Annotated in this window: 13 protein-coding genes; 6 read left to right on the top strand and 7 right to left on the bottom strand. The window is 57.7% G+C overall.

Annotation, left to right across the window (positions count from 1 at the left end; genetic code table 11):
- The first annotated feature begins 33 nt into the window (after positions 1-33).
- The 6 genes from ACA048_RS05395 (at position 34) to ACA048_RS05370 (ending at position 6520) form a co-directional block, all read left to right on the top strand.
- Positions 34-591, top strand: coding sequence for a hypothetical protein (locus tag ACA048_RS05395; RefSeq protein WP_497628245.1), 558 nt, complete (start codon positions 34-36; stop codon positions 589-591).
- On the top strand, positions 581-3127 hold the full coding sequence (locus ACA048_RS05390; RefSeq protein ID WP_497628244.1) for a hypothetical protein: 2547 nt from the start codon (positions 581-583) through the stop codon (positions 3125-3127). The genes ACA048_RS05395 and ACA048_RS05390 overlap by 11 nt, the downstream gene beginning before the upstream one ends.
- A gap of 86 nt (positions 3128-3213) precedes the next feature.
- Positions 3214-4191 carry a hypothetical protein gene (locus ACA048_RS05385; RefSeq protein WP_497628243.1) on the top strand — a complete coding sequence of 326 codons (978 nt, stop codon included), beginning with the start codon at positions 3214-3216 and terminating at the stop codon, positions 4189-4191.
- A gap of 46 nt (positions 4192-4237) precedes the next feature.
- Complete coding sequence (locus ACA048_RS05380; protein ID WP_497628242.1) at positions 4238-4915, top strand: hypothetical protein; 678 nt, start codon at positions 4238-4240, stop codon at positions 4913-4915.
- Positions 4915-5976, top strand: a complete 1062-nt coding sequence (locus tag ACA048_RS05375) for a hypothetical protein (RefSeq protein ID WP_497628241.1) — start codon at positions 4915-4917, stop codon at positions 5974-5976. The genes ACA048_RS05380 and ACA048_RS05375 overlap by 1 nt, the downstream gene beginning before the upstream one ends.
- Positions 5966-6520 carry an AP2/ERF family transcription factor gene (locus ACA048_RS05370; RefSeq protein ID WP_497628240.1) on the top strand — a complete coding sequence of 185 codons (555 nt, stop codon included), beginning with the start codon at positions 5966-5968 and terminating at the stop codon, positions 6518-6520. Before ACA048_RS05375 ends, ACA048_RS05370 begins: the two co-directional genes overlap by 11 nt.
- Positions 6521-6623: 103 nt before the next feature.
- Here ACA048_RS05370 and ACA048_RS05365 read toward each other — a convergent pair whose 3' ends face one another.
- Genes ACA048_RS05365 through ACA048_RS05335 form a run of 7 tightly spaced genes read right to left on the bottom strand, consistent with a single transcriptional unit; the run spans position 6624 to position 15058 of the window.
- The gene (locus ACA048_RS05365; RefSeq protein ID WP_497628239.1) at positions 6624-7625 is read right to left on the bottom strand and encodes a diguanylate cyclase domain-containing protein; all 1002 of its coding nucleotides are present in this window, start codon (positions 7623-7625) and stop codon (positions 6624-6626) included.
- A gap of 49 nt (positions 7626-7674) precedes the next feature.
- Positions 7675-8685, bottom strand: coding sequence for a chemotaxis response regulator protein-glutamate methylesterase (locus ACA048_RS05360; RefSeq protein ID WP_497628238.1), 1011 nt, complete (start codon positions 8683-8685; stop codon positions 7675-7677).
- Positions 8682-10964 carry a hybrid sensor histidine kinase/response regulator gene (locus ACA048_RS05355; RefSeq protein WP_497628237.1) on the bottom strand — a complete coding sequence of 761 codons (2283 nt, stop codon included), beginning with the start codon at positions 10962-10964 and terminating at the stop codon, positions 8682-8684. The genes ACA048_RS05360 and ACA048_RS05355 overlap by 4 nt, the downstream gene beginning before the upstream one ends.
- Positions 10961-11644 carry a chemotaxis protein CheW gene (locus ACA048_RS05350; RefSeq protein WP_497628236.1) on the bottom strand — a complete coding sequence of 228 codons (684 nt, stop codon included), beginning with the start codon at positions 11642-11644 and terminating at the stop codon, positions 10961-10963. Before ACA048_RS05350 ends, ACA048_RS05355 begins: the two co-directional genes overlap by 4 nt.
- Entirely contained in the window at positions 11641-12903 is a 1263-nt protein-coding gene (locus tag ACA048_RS05345; RefSeq protein WP_497628235.1) for a CheR family methyltransferase, read from the bottom strand. Before ACA048_RS05345 ends, ACA048_RS05350 begins: the two co-directional genes overlap by 4 nt.
- A complete protein-coding gene (locus ACA048_RS05340; protein WP_497628234.1) occupies positions 12900-13436 on the bottom strand; it encodes a chemotaxis protein CheW in 537 nt (178 codons plus the stop codon). The genes ACA048_RS05345 and ACA048_RS05340 overlap by 4 nt, the downstream gene beginning before the upstream one ends.
- Complete coding sequence (locus tag ACA048_RS05335; RefSeq protein WP_497628233.1) at positions 13436-15058, bottom strand: methyl-accepting chemotaxis protein; 1623 nt, start codon at positions 15056-15058, stop codon at positions 13436-13438. The genes ACA048_RS05340 and ACA048_RS05335 overlap by 1 nt, the downstream gene beginning before the upstream one ends.
- Positions 15059-15104 lie beyond the last annotated feature (46 nt).

Here is a 15104-nt window from a genome sequence, read left to right as displayed (position 1 = left end):
GGCACACCACTACTCAGTTGGATAGCAGGGAAATTGGTAATAGACAAACTCCCCAACCTCTGGATCAAACCCTCCCGAGGCCCGATCTGGGAACTCAACCGCCGCACCGGCCTAGTCACCGTCTTCGACTACAAAAACAACGGTGAATATAAAAAGAACGGCACCATCGGTGAACTCACTGCGCCGTTCTACGAGTTCGACGCCTACATCGCCACTTCCCCGGACAGCCAGGGCATGCCGATGAACGTGCTCTACCTCGCCCACCGCTACCGCAACATCATGATCAACTTCGGCGCCCTCCTTTGCCCCGGCCCCGAGACGCAACCCGCGTGCGCCTTGTGGGATTTCATCCAGAACTACATGGACGTCAGCCGCCCCTTGCCCGACTTGCCGCAATACGAGGAATACCGCCACCTCGACCCGACCACCGCCGAATACGACCGCCTCACCGGTCGCAACCCGCGTTTATGGATCGACATGGACGATGCAACGTTCAAGCAGGAGGTCAAGGAAATGCATCAACGCGTCGACACCATCGACACGTTTGAACGGCCTAACTTGATGGCCAGATATGTGACGTATGTCGACTGAGCGTCAACACATGTGCGGCGTATTACTTGAAGACCCCCACTACCGCTTGCGGCATCTGCTTTCACAGATCCAACTGCAGCAGCAATTGCTGACGTTGTATGCCGAGCGCGCCAGCCTTCACCCGCACCACGCCAGCGCCGTACTGGTCCAGCAATTGATCGTGCCGGCGACCCTCGGCGGCCAGAAAAACCCATTGCACGCCTGCTTCGACAAGGTGAAAGAGGCTGGCCGTCGCGACATCAACCGCTTCACCGCCACCGCCGAACGCGCCCTGCTCTGGCAACAACTGAACAGGGCGCAGACGCTGCTCGCCGAGTGCCTGCAACAACCGGTGACGCAGCAAACCCTGGCCGATCATTTGAGCCTGGACGGGTTTGACTACCTCGCCGCACTGTTTGCCGTCAGCCAGACCTTCGCGAGCCTCGCCACTGTGCCCGCGCAACTCGATCCGCTGTCCAGTAATGGCGATGCCACCAACGCCGTGACCGGTTTGAGCCTCTACAGCCCCCAGGCCAGCGTCGGCCAGGCATTGCTCAACGACATCGCCCACGACCCGGCGCACCCGCTGCACGAAATGCTCTGGCCCGCCGTCGATAACGCCGCACTGGACGTGCCTTATCTGCCGCCCAGCGAGAAAACGGTTAACGACGGTGATGGACGGTTGCGCGCCGAACACCTCGCCGTATTCGAAAGCGATCCGGGGCCTTATTACCCGCAAGTCGAACATCTTGACGGTCATTTGCTCGAAGGCCTGCTGGCCAGCGGCAGCCTGAGTAGCACCCTCACCGGCCAATCGAAAGCAGCGGTCGGGACGTTGGTCAGCATTTACGAAAATCTAGCGGGGGCTGTTGAAACCGCCAGCAGCGCAGTGAACAAACTGTCCGGTGCACAAGCCACCCCTGCCCCTACCAGCGCCTATCTGCATGGCCTCGGCGTAGGACTGTTGCGCAAGACCTTTGGCGAGGTGCATTTCATCAATCGTCGGGATGCTGATCCGCAGCGTTATCACCTCTTTGGTTTGACCGATGTGCCGTCCGGGGATCAGCGGCCACGGCGGGTTATGGGGGAGTATCTGGATGCAGAAGGTCGGGTGTTGAAAGTGGGAAATGCCGCTGATGCATTTGAGATACCGAGCGCTCCTCTTACGGGTAATTACAAACTGCTGGTGATGCCGGTGGAACATTCGACGGCGCGCAATCTTAGTGCGCTGAATCGACGGATTAATGCGGTGCATAAAGCGGATGTTGAAGCGCGGGCGGGTGACAAAACGAATGTGAAAGGAACGCTGCAAAAGGGTGTAGATGAACTTTCGGAGTTGGGGAAAAGCCGGGTTTATCGGGTGTTGAACTCGTTGCCGTTTGCGGCGGGGGTTTTGATGTTAGAGGTTTGGAATGTAAGGACGGAGTTGCAGGGGCAATCACAAGTTTTACGAGAGAAGGGATCACTTCGCGTCAGCATTGGCGCATTCGGAGCTGGGTTGGATCTAGCTATCGCTTTGGAAATGCTGACGGTAAAACTTGCCAGTACCAAATCGGTTTTAGCGACGGGTCGCAAAGTCATTTTTACTATTTCAGATGAGGCGGCAAAAATAATTTTTCGTCGTTTCGAAAAAAGCATTGTCAGGACATTAACCGTGCGCCTCATAGCGCAAGTAACAATTGGCGTAGTTTTTGCCGCAGTTAATTTTTACGACACCTGGTATGCCCTACTGTGGGGCGATGATGCAATGTGGGGCTATCTGATGATGGCGGCAGGCGGCGTAGTTAGCGCTTTCAGTGTACTGATTGTCGGCGGCGTCACTTTCCTCGGTCTTGGTCCGGCAGGTTGGGTAGCGCTGATCTTGATCATAATCGGCGCCGGAATTGCCTGGTGGCTAAGCGACAAGCCTATCGAGGAGTGGCTGGTCAATGGCCCTTTCGGTACGCAAGTTCATTCGAACAATGTGCATTTACTGGATCCACAGAGTGCTTTTTATTACCTGATCAGTTTGTTTGCCGATATTCGCATCAGCGTGAGTACCAACCCCGAATTCGTCCCTAATGCCAAAATTGACACTCATGCAAAAACACCATTTCAAGTGATCTCATCCAACACCTGTATTCGTATTGAGAGTAACTTGCCAGGCTTAATTTCAAACTTAGGCGCGCTCAATATCAATGCTCACTGCCGACTCAGTAAATACGAAGTTAAAGGTGGGCGCATAAAAAGTGAAATAGTACCTTTCAAAAAACTGATCAATAGCGAAATCGTCCAACCCAAAGCACAAAGAATGCTACCGCAGGGGTTGGAACTTTTCTTCTCAACCCCTCCAAGCTATGCCTTTGATTTAGCGGCACGCTCATCTGGCATCGAGCAAAGGTGGCAAGTGAGAGCGCAGTGCGTACTGGAACAAAAAAATCAACGCTGGCATTTTCCTGCGCCACCACCCAAGGACGGTACGCCCTTTGATGAAACCCATAAAAAACCGAACTTCGAAAGCGTAGATAAAATTTATTGGGCTGACGAATTTACAAACAAACCCGGGAATACTAACTAATGACTAAGGAGTCGTATTACGCCAAAACTGCGTACGGGGCTAATGAGGTACCTCAGCAAGAGCGATCATCTGAACGGTCGTGGATAATGCGTTTTGCTAAAGTCAGGTTACCTTGGGGCAACGCAGATGAAGTATGCCCGGTAAGTTTCGTGGAGGATTACTCGCCAAGAGACATTAGATTTCAAGAAAAAGCCAAAAGACAACGCGAGGAACAAATAGCCATCAACAACTATTACCCAACCCCATACGAACTTATTGATTTCCACATAAGGGATGACCACGAGCGATTCAGATACGCGCTTCTTCCTGCGAGCTCTCACTTTTGGCTATATATGAAAGCCTTAGGAAAATGGGTTTTTTACATTTGTTTTATATTCAGTATCCCCGGACACATCTCATTAATTTCGTTGGTAAATGAATCTTGGTGGGAGTTCACTAAAAATATATTTATTGAATACTACTCCTGGCTTCTCGGCGTCCCGCTCTTATGCTGGGCAGTCGGTTCAATAGTCATAAAACACTTCCCCAACCTCTGGATAAAACCCTCCCGAGGCCCGATCTGGGAACTCAACCGCCGCACCGGCCTGGTCACCGTCTTCGACTACAAAAACAACGGTGAATATAAAAAGAACGGCACCATCGGTGAACTATCCGCCCCCTTCTACGAGTTCGACGCCTACATCGCCACTTCCCCGGACAGTCAGGGCATGCCGATGAACGTGCTCTACCTCGCCCACCGCTACCGCAACATCATGATCAACTTCGGCGCCCTGCTCTGCCCCGGCCCCGAGACGCAACCCGCGTGCGCCCTGTGGGATTTCATCCAGAACTACATGGACGTCAGCCGCCCACTGCCGGACCTGCCCCAATACGAGGAATACCGCCACCTCGACCCGACCACCGCCGAATACGACCGCCTCACCGGCCGCAACCCGCGTTTATGGATCGACATGGACGATGCAACGTTCAAGCAGGAGGTCAAGGAAATGCATCAACGCGTCGACACCATCGACACGTTTGAACGGCCTAACTTGATGGCCAGATATGTGACGTATGTCGACTGAGCGTCAACACATGTGCGGCGTATTACTTGAAGACCCCCACTACCGCTTGCGGCATCTGCTTTCACAGATCCAACTGCAGCAGCAATTGCTGACGTTGTATGCCGAGCGCGCCAGCCTTTACGAACATCACGCCAGCGCCGTACGGGTCCAGCAACCGGTCGTGCCGGCGAACAGTTTGTTTGCCGACATTCGCATCAACATCGGCAGCAACCCTGAATTCGTTCCCAATGCCAAACATGACATTCACGCCAATACGCCTTTTCAGGTGATTTCGGCCAATACCTGCATTCGCATAGAAAGCAACTTGCCGGGGTTGGTTACCCACTTGGGCGCGATCAATATTAATGCTCACTGCCGACTCAATACGTTCGAAGTCAAAGGCGGGCGTATAAAAAGTGAAACCGTGCCTTTCAAAAAACTGACCAACAGTCAACTCGTTTCGCCCAAAGCACAACGGCTGCTACCGCAGGGTCTGGAACTGTTTTTCGAAACCCCGCCGAGCTACGCCTTCGATTCGGTCACAGGTTCATCTGGCATTACACAACAATGGCAAGTGAGAGCGCAGTGTGTACTGGAACAAAAAAATCAACGCTGGCACTTTCCTGTGCCACCGCCCAATGACGGTACGCCATTTGATATAACTCATAACAAACCAAACTTCGGTAGTGAGGGTGAGCTTTACTGGGCAGACGAAGTGACAAATAAATCGCGGAATAGTAACTAATGACTGATGAATCGTGGTACGCCCAGACTGCCTATGGGTCGAAGGAAATACCTCAGCAAGAGCGTTCATCTGAACGATCGTGGATCATGCGTTTTGCTAAGGCCAGATTGCCGTGGGGTAACGCAGATGATGTATGCCCGGTAAGTTTTGTGGAAGATTACTCGCCAAACGACCTTCGACATCAAGAAAAAATCCAGCGAGACCGCGATGAGCAAATAGCCACAGGAACCTATTCACAAAGTCCATTCGATCATATTGATTTTCATATGACGGATGACCATGAGCGCTTTAGATATGCCCTTCATCCCGTCAGTTCCCACTTCTGGATTTATATGCTAGGGGTAGGACGCACTTTGTTTCTAATTTTTTTGACCCTCTCATTTTTCATATTGACTGCCGAACTTATAGATACAAAAAAACCATTGACCAATATCATAGACGACTACAGCGCAACTCTTTTTATTTTGCTGGGACTTCCTTCAGTGTGCTGGGGGGTCGGCACAGTAGTAATTAAGTTCCTCCCAAGCCTCTGGATAAAAGCCTCCCGAGGCCCGATCTGGGAACTCAACCGCCGCACCGGCCTGGTCACCGTCTTCGACTACAAAAACAACGGTGAATATAAAAAGAACGGCACCATCGGTGAACTCACCGCGCCGTTCTACGAGTTCGATGCCTACATCGCCACTTCCCCGGACAGTCAGGGCATGCCGATGAACGTGCTCTACCTCGCCCACCGCTACCGCAACATCATGATCAACTTCGGCGCCCTCCTTTGCCCCGGCCCCGAGACGCCACCCGCGTGCGCCTTGTGGGATTTCATCCAGAACTACATGGACGTCAGCCGCCCCTTACCCGACTTGCCGCAATACGAGGAATACCGCCACCTCGACCCGACCACCGCCGAATACGACCGCCTCACCGGTCGCAACCCGCGTTTCTGGATCGACATGGACGATGCGACGTTCAAACAGGTGGTCAAGGAGATGCATCAACGCGTCGCCAGCATCGATACATTTCAGCGGCCTAACTTGATGGCCAGGTATGTGACCTATGTCGATTGATCAGCCATCACCCGAGAACGGGGCACAGATGCTCACTGATATCCCGGATATACCAGCAACCGCTAACGACTACGCAATCATCCGAGTCCGCCACAAGAAGTCGGGAGCCCTGGCTTGGCGGGTATCGTTGTACCGGGATGGCGCCATGAAGGTGCACAAGGAATTTACGTTCATCAGCCATGAAGGCGAGGGTCCAGCACGTGTCGCTGCCGAACGGTTTCGCAATGAGCAGATGCTCCGCTTCCCACCACCACTGAGCTGCACTATCCGTCAAAAGCTGCGTGTCAATAACACCAGTGGCCTGGCGGGTGTTTCACGACAGACGAACGGCAAAAACACTTACTGGATCGCGCAAACGACGACCCGTGAAGGCAAGAAACTCTCACGATCTTTCAACGTGGAAAAGTTCGGTGAGGAGCGGGCGAAAGAAAAGGCTATCGAGGCGAGGAAGGAGCAACTGGCGACCATCGAACATCGGACATTTCGTCATCATGGCGGCGAGAAGCTCTACGGTGAATTGCTGCTGGAGGTCTCAACCGCTTAAGAGAATGCAGGGGGGCTGCCTCGCAGCCCAGCGGGAGCAAGCTCCCTAGCCACAGGGGTATTTGCCAGACTCGGTATCTGTGTTCACAAAATCCAGTCGCCAGTCACTCGATCCCGACTTGGTTACGCCCATTGTTTTTCGCCAGGTACAGCCCCTTGTCCGCCGCCGAGATCAATTGCCGGCAATTGCTGCCCGGTTGCGGGATCACGGTGGACAGGCCAATGCTGATGGTCAGGCTTGAGCCTTCGGTCGGTGCAATATGCGCAATGTTTAACGCGGCCACGGTTTGGCGGAGTTTCTCCGCCACCAGACGTGCCCCGCCCGGCGTGGTATTGGGCAGCACCAACGCAAACTCTTCGCCACCGTAACGGGCCGGCAGGTCGGACGGGCGAGAGCCGGCGTCGCGGATCGCTTCAGCCACCTTGCGCAAGGCTTCATCGCCCTCCAGATGACCGAAGCTGTCGTTGAAGGACTTGAAGTAATCGACATCGATCATCAGCAACGACAGTTGGCTCTGGTCACGTTGCGAACGTCGCCACTCCAGTTCCAGGTACTCATCGAAATGCCGGCGGTTCGACAACCCGGTCAAGCCATCAGAGTTCATCAGCCGTTGCAGCACCAGATTGGTGTCGAGCAATTGCTGCTGGCTGACCCGCAACGCACGGTACGCCGCATCGCGCTGCAACAGCATCGTGTAGGAGCGCGAGTGATAGCGGATCCGCGCCACCAGCTCGATGTTGTCCGGCAGCTTCACCAGATAGTCATTGGCGCCGGCTGCAAACGCCGCGCTCTTGATCAGCGGGTCTTCCTTGGTCGACAGGACAATGATCGGAATGTCCTTGGTCGCCGGATGATTGCGGTACTCGCGCACCAGGCTCAGGCCGTCCAGGCCGGGCATCACCAGATCCTGAAGGATCACCGTCGGCTTGATACGGATCGCCTGGGCGATGGCCTGGTGCGGGTCGGAGCAGAAGTGGAAGTCGATATTGTCTTCGTTCGACAACCCGCGACGCACCGCTTCGCCGATCATCGCCTGATCGTCCACCAACAACACCATGGCGGCGTTTTCGTTGGTTTTGAAATCATCGAGCTGTAAATCATTCATGTGCGATCACCTGAAGTACTACTTGGGCCAGGATTACTGCTAATGGTGGTCACTTCGCAAAAATCTCCAGCAATCGTGGCGCTATCTTGTCCAGTGGACGAATTTCCTTGGCTGCGTCGATGGCCGCGGCCGCTTTGGGCATTCCGTATACCGCACTGCTGTTCTGGTCCTGAGCAATGGTCAGGTAGCCTTGTTGGCGCATGAGTTTAAGCCCCTGCGCGCCATCACGTCCCATGCCCGTCAACAAGACCCCTACGGCATCACCATTCCAGTAATTGGCCACACTCTCGAAAAACACATCGATCGAGGGTCGGTAGATTTCGTTGATCGGTTCGGCGGTGTAGGCCAGCGTACCGTTTTTCAACAAACGAATATGATGGTTGGTGCCCGCCAGCAACACCGTTCCGGCCTGAGGTGTCTCACCCTCCACGGCCAGGCGCACGTTCAAGCCGCTGACCCTGCCAAGCCATTCGGCCATGCCGGCGGCGAACACCTGATCCACATGCTGCACCAGCACGATGGCCGCCGAATAATCTCGCGGCAAGCCCGTGAGCAGAACTTCCAGCGCTGCCGGCCCGCCAGCGGATGAACCGATGGCGATCAGGCGTTGGCGCGAGGCGGCGCTGCGCAGCGGGCTGCGCACCGATCGCTCCTGATTACCCCGCTCGCCAATCAGCCAGCCAATGTTCATGATCTTGCGCAACAGCGGCGCGGCCGCTTCCTGGGCATTACCGGCACCCAGCGCCGGGGTATCGACCACATCGAGGGCGCCATGGCCCATGGCCTCAAACACCCGATGCACATTTTGCTGGCGATCCACGGTGACGATCACAATGGCACACGGCGTTTCGGCCATGATTCGTCGTGTCGCTTCAACCCCGTCCATCACCGGCATGATCAAATCCATCAGGATCAGATCCGGCGTCTGTTCGGCACACTGTTGCACCGCTTCCTTGCCATTGCCGGCGACCCAGATGACCTGGTGCGCCGGTTCAAACGCCAGGGCGCGGCGTAAAGCCTCCACTGCCATGGGCATGTCGTTGACGATGGCGATTTTCATGCCCGTGCTCCTCCGATGAGCTCAACCACTGCATCCAGCAGGGCATCATCATGAAAACTGGCTTTGGCCAGATAATAGTCAGCCCCGGCGTCCAGTCCACGACGACGGTCCTCTTCACGATCCTTGTACGACACCACCATCACCGGCAGTGATTGCAGGCGAATGTCACGGCGCAACAACGACACCAGTTCGATGCCATCCATGCGCGGCATATCAATGTCGGTGATCAGCAGATCGAAATCTTCCGAACGCAGGGCGTTCCAGCCATCCATTCCGTCGACCGCCACCGCCACATCGTAGCCGCGATTGAGCAGCAGCTTGCGTTGCAACTCGCGAACCGTCAGTGAGTCGTCAACCACCAGAATTCGTTTGCGCGCCGCTTCGGCCACCTGATTGCTGTGGCGGGCAATGCGCTCCAGGCGTCCAGTGTTGAGCAGTTTATCCACAGAACGCAGCATGTCCTCGACGTCGACGATCAGCACCACCGAGCCATCGTCGAGCAAGGCCCCGGCGGAGATGTCCTGGACCTTGCCCAGTCGTTCGTCCAGCGGCAATACGACTAACGTCCGCTCGCCGATAAAACGCTCTACCGCCACGCCGTAGATCGCATCGCGCTCACGGATGACCACGACTTTAAGGGTTTGCAGACTGCTCTGGCTGACCGGGCGCTGTAACAGCTGACTGGCCGCCACCAGCCCGACATGCCGACCTTCGTGCCAGAAATGCTGACGCCCTTCGACTTGCACAATGTCTGCCGGCTCCAGGTCGCACATGCGTTCGATGTGGGCCAGCGGAAACGCATAAGCCTCGTCACCGACTTCCACCACCAGGCTACGGACCACCGACAACGTCAGCGGCACTTCGAGGTGGAAACGACTGCCCTCGCCCGCCGTCTGCTCCAGCACCACCGCACCGCGCAATTCGCGGACCATGTGCTGAACCGCATCCAGCCCCACGCCGCGCCCGGACACTTCGGTGACCTTGTCGCGCAGGCTGAAACCCGGCAGGAACAAAAACGTCAGCAGCTCTTCTTCGCTCAGTTGAGCGGCGGTTTGCGCTGGGGACAGCTGGCGCTCGACGATGCTGCGGCGAACCTTTTCCAGATCGACGCCTTGGCCGTCGTCGCTCAACTCCAACACCAGCAGACCTGCCTGGTGGGAGGCACGCAGACGAATCAGCCCTTGCGCCGGTTTGCCGGCCAGCAGCCGTTGCTCAGGGGATTCGATGCCGTGATCCACGGCGTTGCGCAATAAATGAGTCAGCGGCGCTTCGAGTTTTTCCAGGACGTCGCGGTCGACCTGGGTTTTCTCGCCCTCGATTTCCAGCCGAACCTGCTTGCCCAGGTCCCGGCCCAGATCGCGGACCATGCGCACCTGCCCGGTCAGCACATCGGCAAACGGCCGCATGCGACAAGCCAGCGCGGTGTCGTACAACACCTGCGCCCGTTGACTGGCCTGCCAGGCGAACTCATCCAGCTCGGCGTTTTTTTCGATCAGCAGTTGCTGGGATTCCGCCAGCAACCGTCGCGCATCTTCGAGCGCTTCCTGGGCTTCCAGACTCAGGGCGTGATCCTTGAGATGCACGTTGAGGTTTTCCAGCGCCCGCAGACCGTTGTTTTGCATGCGCTTGAGGCGTTGCATGGTCGCCAGGTGCGGCTTGAGACGCTGGGTTTCGACGAGGGATTTGCTCGACAGGTCGAGCAGGCTGTTCAAACGCTCGGCCGTCACGCGCAGCACGCGCTCACCGTTTTCGGTGGTGCGTTTAGCCTGGCGTAGAGGCTCGACCGGCGCAGCGATAGGCTGCTCAACGACCGGGACTGGCAGCTCGACGCGGGGCTGTTCTAGCTGACGCTCGGGCATGACGGGCATGCTGATCGGCGCGGCGGGTGCCAGCGGATCGAGCAACTGCGCCATCAACGCCACATAGCTGTCGATATCCGCCGGCGTCAGGCTGTTGTTGGGCGTGGCGATGCGCATCAACAGGTCGGTGCCTTGCAACAACGCATCAATGTGCTCGGGCCGCAGGTACAAGCGCCCTTCTTGTGCACTGACCAGACAGTCTTCCATCACGTGCGAAACGCTGACCCCGGCGTCGACACCGACGATCCGCGCCGCTCCCTTGAGCGAGTGCGCCGCGCGCATGCAGGATTCGAGTTGATCGGCCTGGGTCGGGTCGCGCTCCAGTGCCAACAGGCCTGCGCTTAGCACTTGGGTCTGGGCCTCGGCTTCGAGGCTGAACAGCTCCAGTAACGAGGCGTCGCGCATTTGCTCGGGGGTCATGTGAGGCTCCGGGTCACGGCGGACAGCAGCTGTTCTTCATCCAGCCAACGCAAGCTGCGACCTTTGAAAGGCAACACACCTCGGGTGTATTTGCCGCTGGCCTGAGTGCCGGATTGTGAGGCGGCATCGAGAATCCGCTCGTCGATGGCATGAATCCCGTCGACCTCGTCCACCGGCACCACCACCGGCCCACCGTGGGCGGCGATGATCAGCATGCGCGGCATGACCCGCGCGCTGGAAGTAACGTTATTGGTCGCGTCGAGCCCTAGCAGCTCCACCAGCGACAGGCACGCGACCAGCGCACCGCGCACATTCGCCACGCCGAGCAAGGCTCGGGAGCGCTGATGCGGCAAGGAATGAATGGCTTGCAGCGGCGCCACTTCAACCAGGCTGCGAGTGGCCAGCCCCAGCCACTCTTCGCCGAGCCGGAACATCAGCAGCGAGCGGGTTTTTACCTCGGTTTCGACCGTCGCCGAGTGTTGTACGCGGTCGTCCTGTTGCAACGCGTAGCGGTCGAGCAAGCGCGTGGCGGCGGCCGAGTACACCGAGCAGTTGCGGCAGTGAATGTGCTCGGTCAGCAGTGGGCAGGACTTGTCGCCGTGGACACCGATGCGGTTCCAGCAATCGTCGATGGCCTGGGCATCTTCGTGGGTGACGCTAAAGCTGTCGGAGGCGTTCATCGTTTACGCTCACTGTCAGCGCGCTCGCTGCGGGCGGCGCGGTCCTGCAATCGTCTGGCACCCGCTGCATCACCCTGGGATTGCAGCAAGGCTGCGAGGTGCATCAACGCGTCGGGATGTTGCGGCTCAAGGTACAACGCCTTGCGATAAAAACCTTGGGCTTCGAAGGCGTTTGCGCTGACATCGCTGAGCAATCCCAGCCAGTAAAACACCTGCGCGACCGGTTCGTGGCTGCGCAAATACTGTTCGCACGCGGCGCGGGCTTCAACACTTTTGCCTTCGTTGGCCAGCACGGCGATGTTCGCCAGCAACGCGGTGGCGTCCGAGGCTTTCGCCGTGTCGGGGGGCGGCGTAACGGTGGCGAACGGGCGAATGCGCACGGGTGGCGGTGGCGCACTGCGCGCCGGTTGGCGCACCGGCAGCGGTGCCGGCACAAACACTGGAAACGGTTCCGGCTCCGGCACACTCTGACGGCTGAACGCAAACGACTGCGCAATGCCAATAGAGCGCATCCCCAAACGCCCCAGTAAACTGCCCTCGGCCGGACCGATAAACAGCACACCGTCGACATGGGTCAGGCGCTTGAGCACCTCGAACACCTGCCGCTGGGTCGGCTGATCGAAATAGATCAGCAGGTTGCGACAGAACACAAAATCATACGGCGGCTCGCCTGCCAGCAACCCCGGATCCAGCAAGTTGCCAACTTGCAAACGCACCTGTTCAAGCACGCGATCGCTGAGGCGATAGACGTCATCTTCGGCGCGGAAATGCCGCTCACGATAGGCGATGTCCTGACCGCGAAACGAGTTTTTGCCGTACAGCGCACGCCGGGCTTTTTCCACCGACAGCGGGCTGACGTCCATGCCTTCCACCTTGAATTGATGCGGTTTGAGCCCGGCATCGAGCAAGGCCATAGCGATGGAATACGGTTCTTCACCGGTTGAACACGGCAAGCTGAGAATCCGCAGCGCGCGCATGTTGTTGATCTCGACCAGTCGCTTGGTGGCCAGCTTCGCCAGCGTCGCGAACGATTCCGGGTATCGGAAAAACCAGGTTTCAGGCACGATCACCGCTTCGATCAGCGCCTGTTGTTCGTCCTGCGAACGTTGCAGCGTGTGCCAATACTCGTCGGCCGTCAGCGCATTGGACGCGAGGCTGCGCTGGTGCACCGCACGCTCGATGATCGCAGGTCCCACCGACGTCACGTCGAGGCCGATGCGCTCTTTGAGGAAATCGAAAAACCGTTGATCGCTGCTCATGACGGCTCCTCAAGCAGCGCCGGATCGAGTGGCGGCGACGGGAACAACAGCGCACGAACGTGCTCCTCGAGCAAATCGGCAACCCGCACCCATTGCAGCAGCCCCTGCGCGTCTTCGCGCACCCGCCCCAGGTAGGGCGCCTGACGGTTGTCGAGGCCGTACGGCTGAAACTCCGCCGGGTCGCAGCGCAACGTGTCAGTCGCCTGCTCCAGAATCAGCCCAAGCCATTGCGTCGGAATCGTTTCATCCGGGCAGTAATTGACCAGCACCAGCCGCGTGCTGGTGCGGGCCTGGGCCGGTTGGCCGAAGGTCAGCGCACTAAGATCGATCACCGGCACCACCGCACCCCGATAAGCAAATACCCCGGCCACCCAGTGCGGCGCTTTGGCAATCGGCTTTAACGGCAGACGCGGCAGCACTTCCGCCACCTCGATGGCCTGCAAGGCAAAGCGTTCGCTGCCGATGCGAAACACCAGAAACAACGATTGTTTGACCGGCACCACGGCGCCGCGTTTGGCCGCAAGTTCGCTCATCAGACTTTGAATCGCGAAACGCCGCTGCGCAGTCCGACGGCCACCTGGCTCAGCTCGTCAATGGCGAAGCTGGCCTGGCGCAAAGACTCGACGGTCTGGCTGCTGGCATCGCCCAATTGCACCAGCGCGTGGTTGATCTGTTCGGCACCGGTGGCTTGCGCCTGCATGCCTTCGTTGACCATCAAGACGCGCGGCGCCAGCGCCTGAACCTGGTGGATGATCTGTGACAACTGCTCACCGACCTGCTGCACTTCGGACATGCCACGGCGCACTTCTTCGGAGAATTTGTCCATGCCCATGACCCCGGCGGATACCGCCGATTGAATCTCACGCACCATTTGCTCGATGTCGTAAGTGGCCACGGCGGTCTGATCCGCCAGACGCCGCACTTCAGTGGCGACCACGGCAAAACCGCGCCCGTATTCACCGGCCTTCTCGGCCTCGATGGCGGCGTTCAACGACAGCAGGTTGGTCTGGTCGGCGACTTTGACGATGGTCACCACCACCTGATTGATGTTGCCGGCCTTCTCGTTGAGGATCGCCAGCTTGGCATTGACCAGATCAGCCGCGCCCATCACCGAATGCATGGTTTCTTCCATGCGCGCCAGGCCTTGCTGCCCGGAACCGGCCAGCACCGAGGCCTGATCGGCGGCGGTGGAGACTTCGGTCATGGTGCGCACCAGATCACGGGACGTCGCGGCAATTTCGCGGGACGTCGCGCCGATTTCGGTGGTGGTGGCGGCGGTTTCGGTGGCGGTGGCTTGTTGTTGCTTGGACGTGGCGGCGATCTCGGTGACAGACGTGGTGACCTGCACCGACGAGCGCTGGGCCTGAGAGACCAGGGATGTCAGCTCGGTCATCATGTCGTTGAAGCCGGTTTCCACGGCGCCAAATTCATCCTTGCGCTCCAGGTTCAAGCGACCGCTGAGGTCGCCGGTACGCATGATGTCGAGGATTCTCACGATACGGTTCATCGGCGCCATGATGGCGCGCATCAACAATAGGCCGCAAAGCGCGGAAGCCAGTACGGCGATCAGCAAGGAAATGCCCATGACTACTTTGGCGGTGACGACGGCGTCATCGATGGCTGCTACGTCCTGGTCTGCCACCGCTTTGTTGTGGCGCAAAATGTCAGAGAGTTTCATCCGACCCGCCGTCCAGGTCGGGGTCAGCTCTTCATTGAACATCTTGATCGCTTCGGCGCCCTGGTTGCGTTTGTACAACTCGATCACGGCTGACAGAATCCGGCTGTAATCCTCATGAGATTTTTCGAAGGCGGCGTACTCGACTTTATCTTGATCGGTTGTGACCGTCTCGCGATAGAGCTCCATTTGCTCTTGCAGACGCGTGGCGTAGCCCTTGAACTCCGAGACATCCTCAGCGCTGAGGCCCTGCCCTTGCTCCAGACCAAGCATGCCCAGCATCCGTAGATAACCGTCGGACCAGGCACCGCGAACCATCGAACTGTAATACAGCCCGGGAAGCGCATCTTCGCGAACACTGGCTTCGCTTGACTCGATCTTCAACAGCCGCGAATACGAGACGACGACCATCAACAACATGATGGCGATGATTACAGCAAAACTCGCCAAGATGCGTTGGCGCAACGTCCAATTCTTCACAGTCAGTCCTCGGGGTGGTTCAAATGCTGGGGAGTATAGCCGAGGG

This window comes from Pseudomonas sp. LBUM1659 (assembly GCF_059716045.1).
Note: the sequence above shows the minus strand (reverse complement) of the source record. Positions and strands in the feature narration are given on the sequence as shown.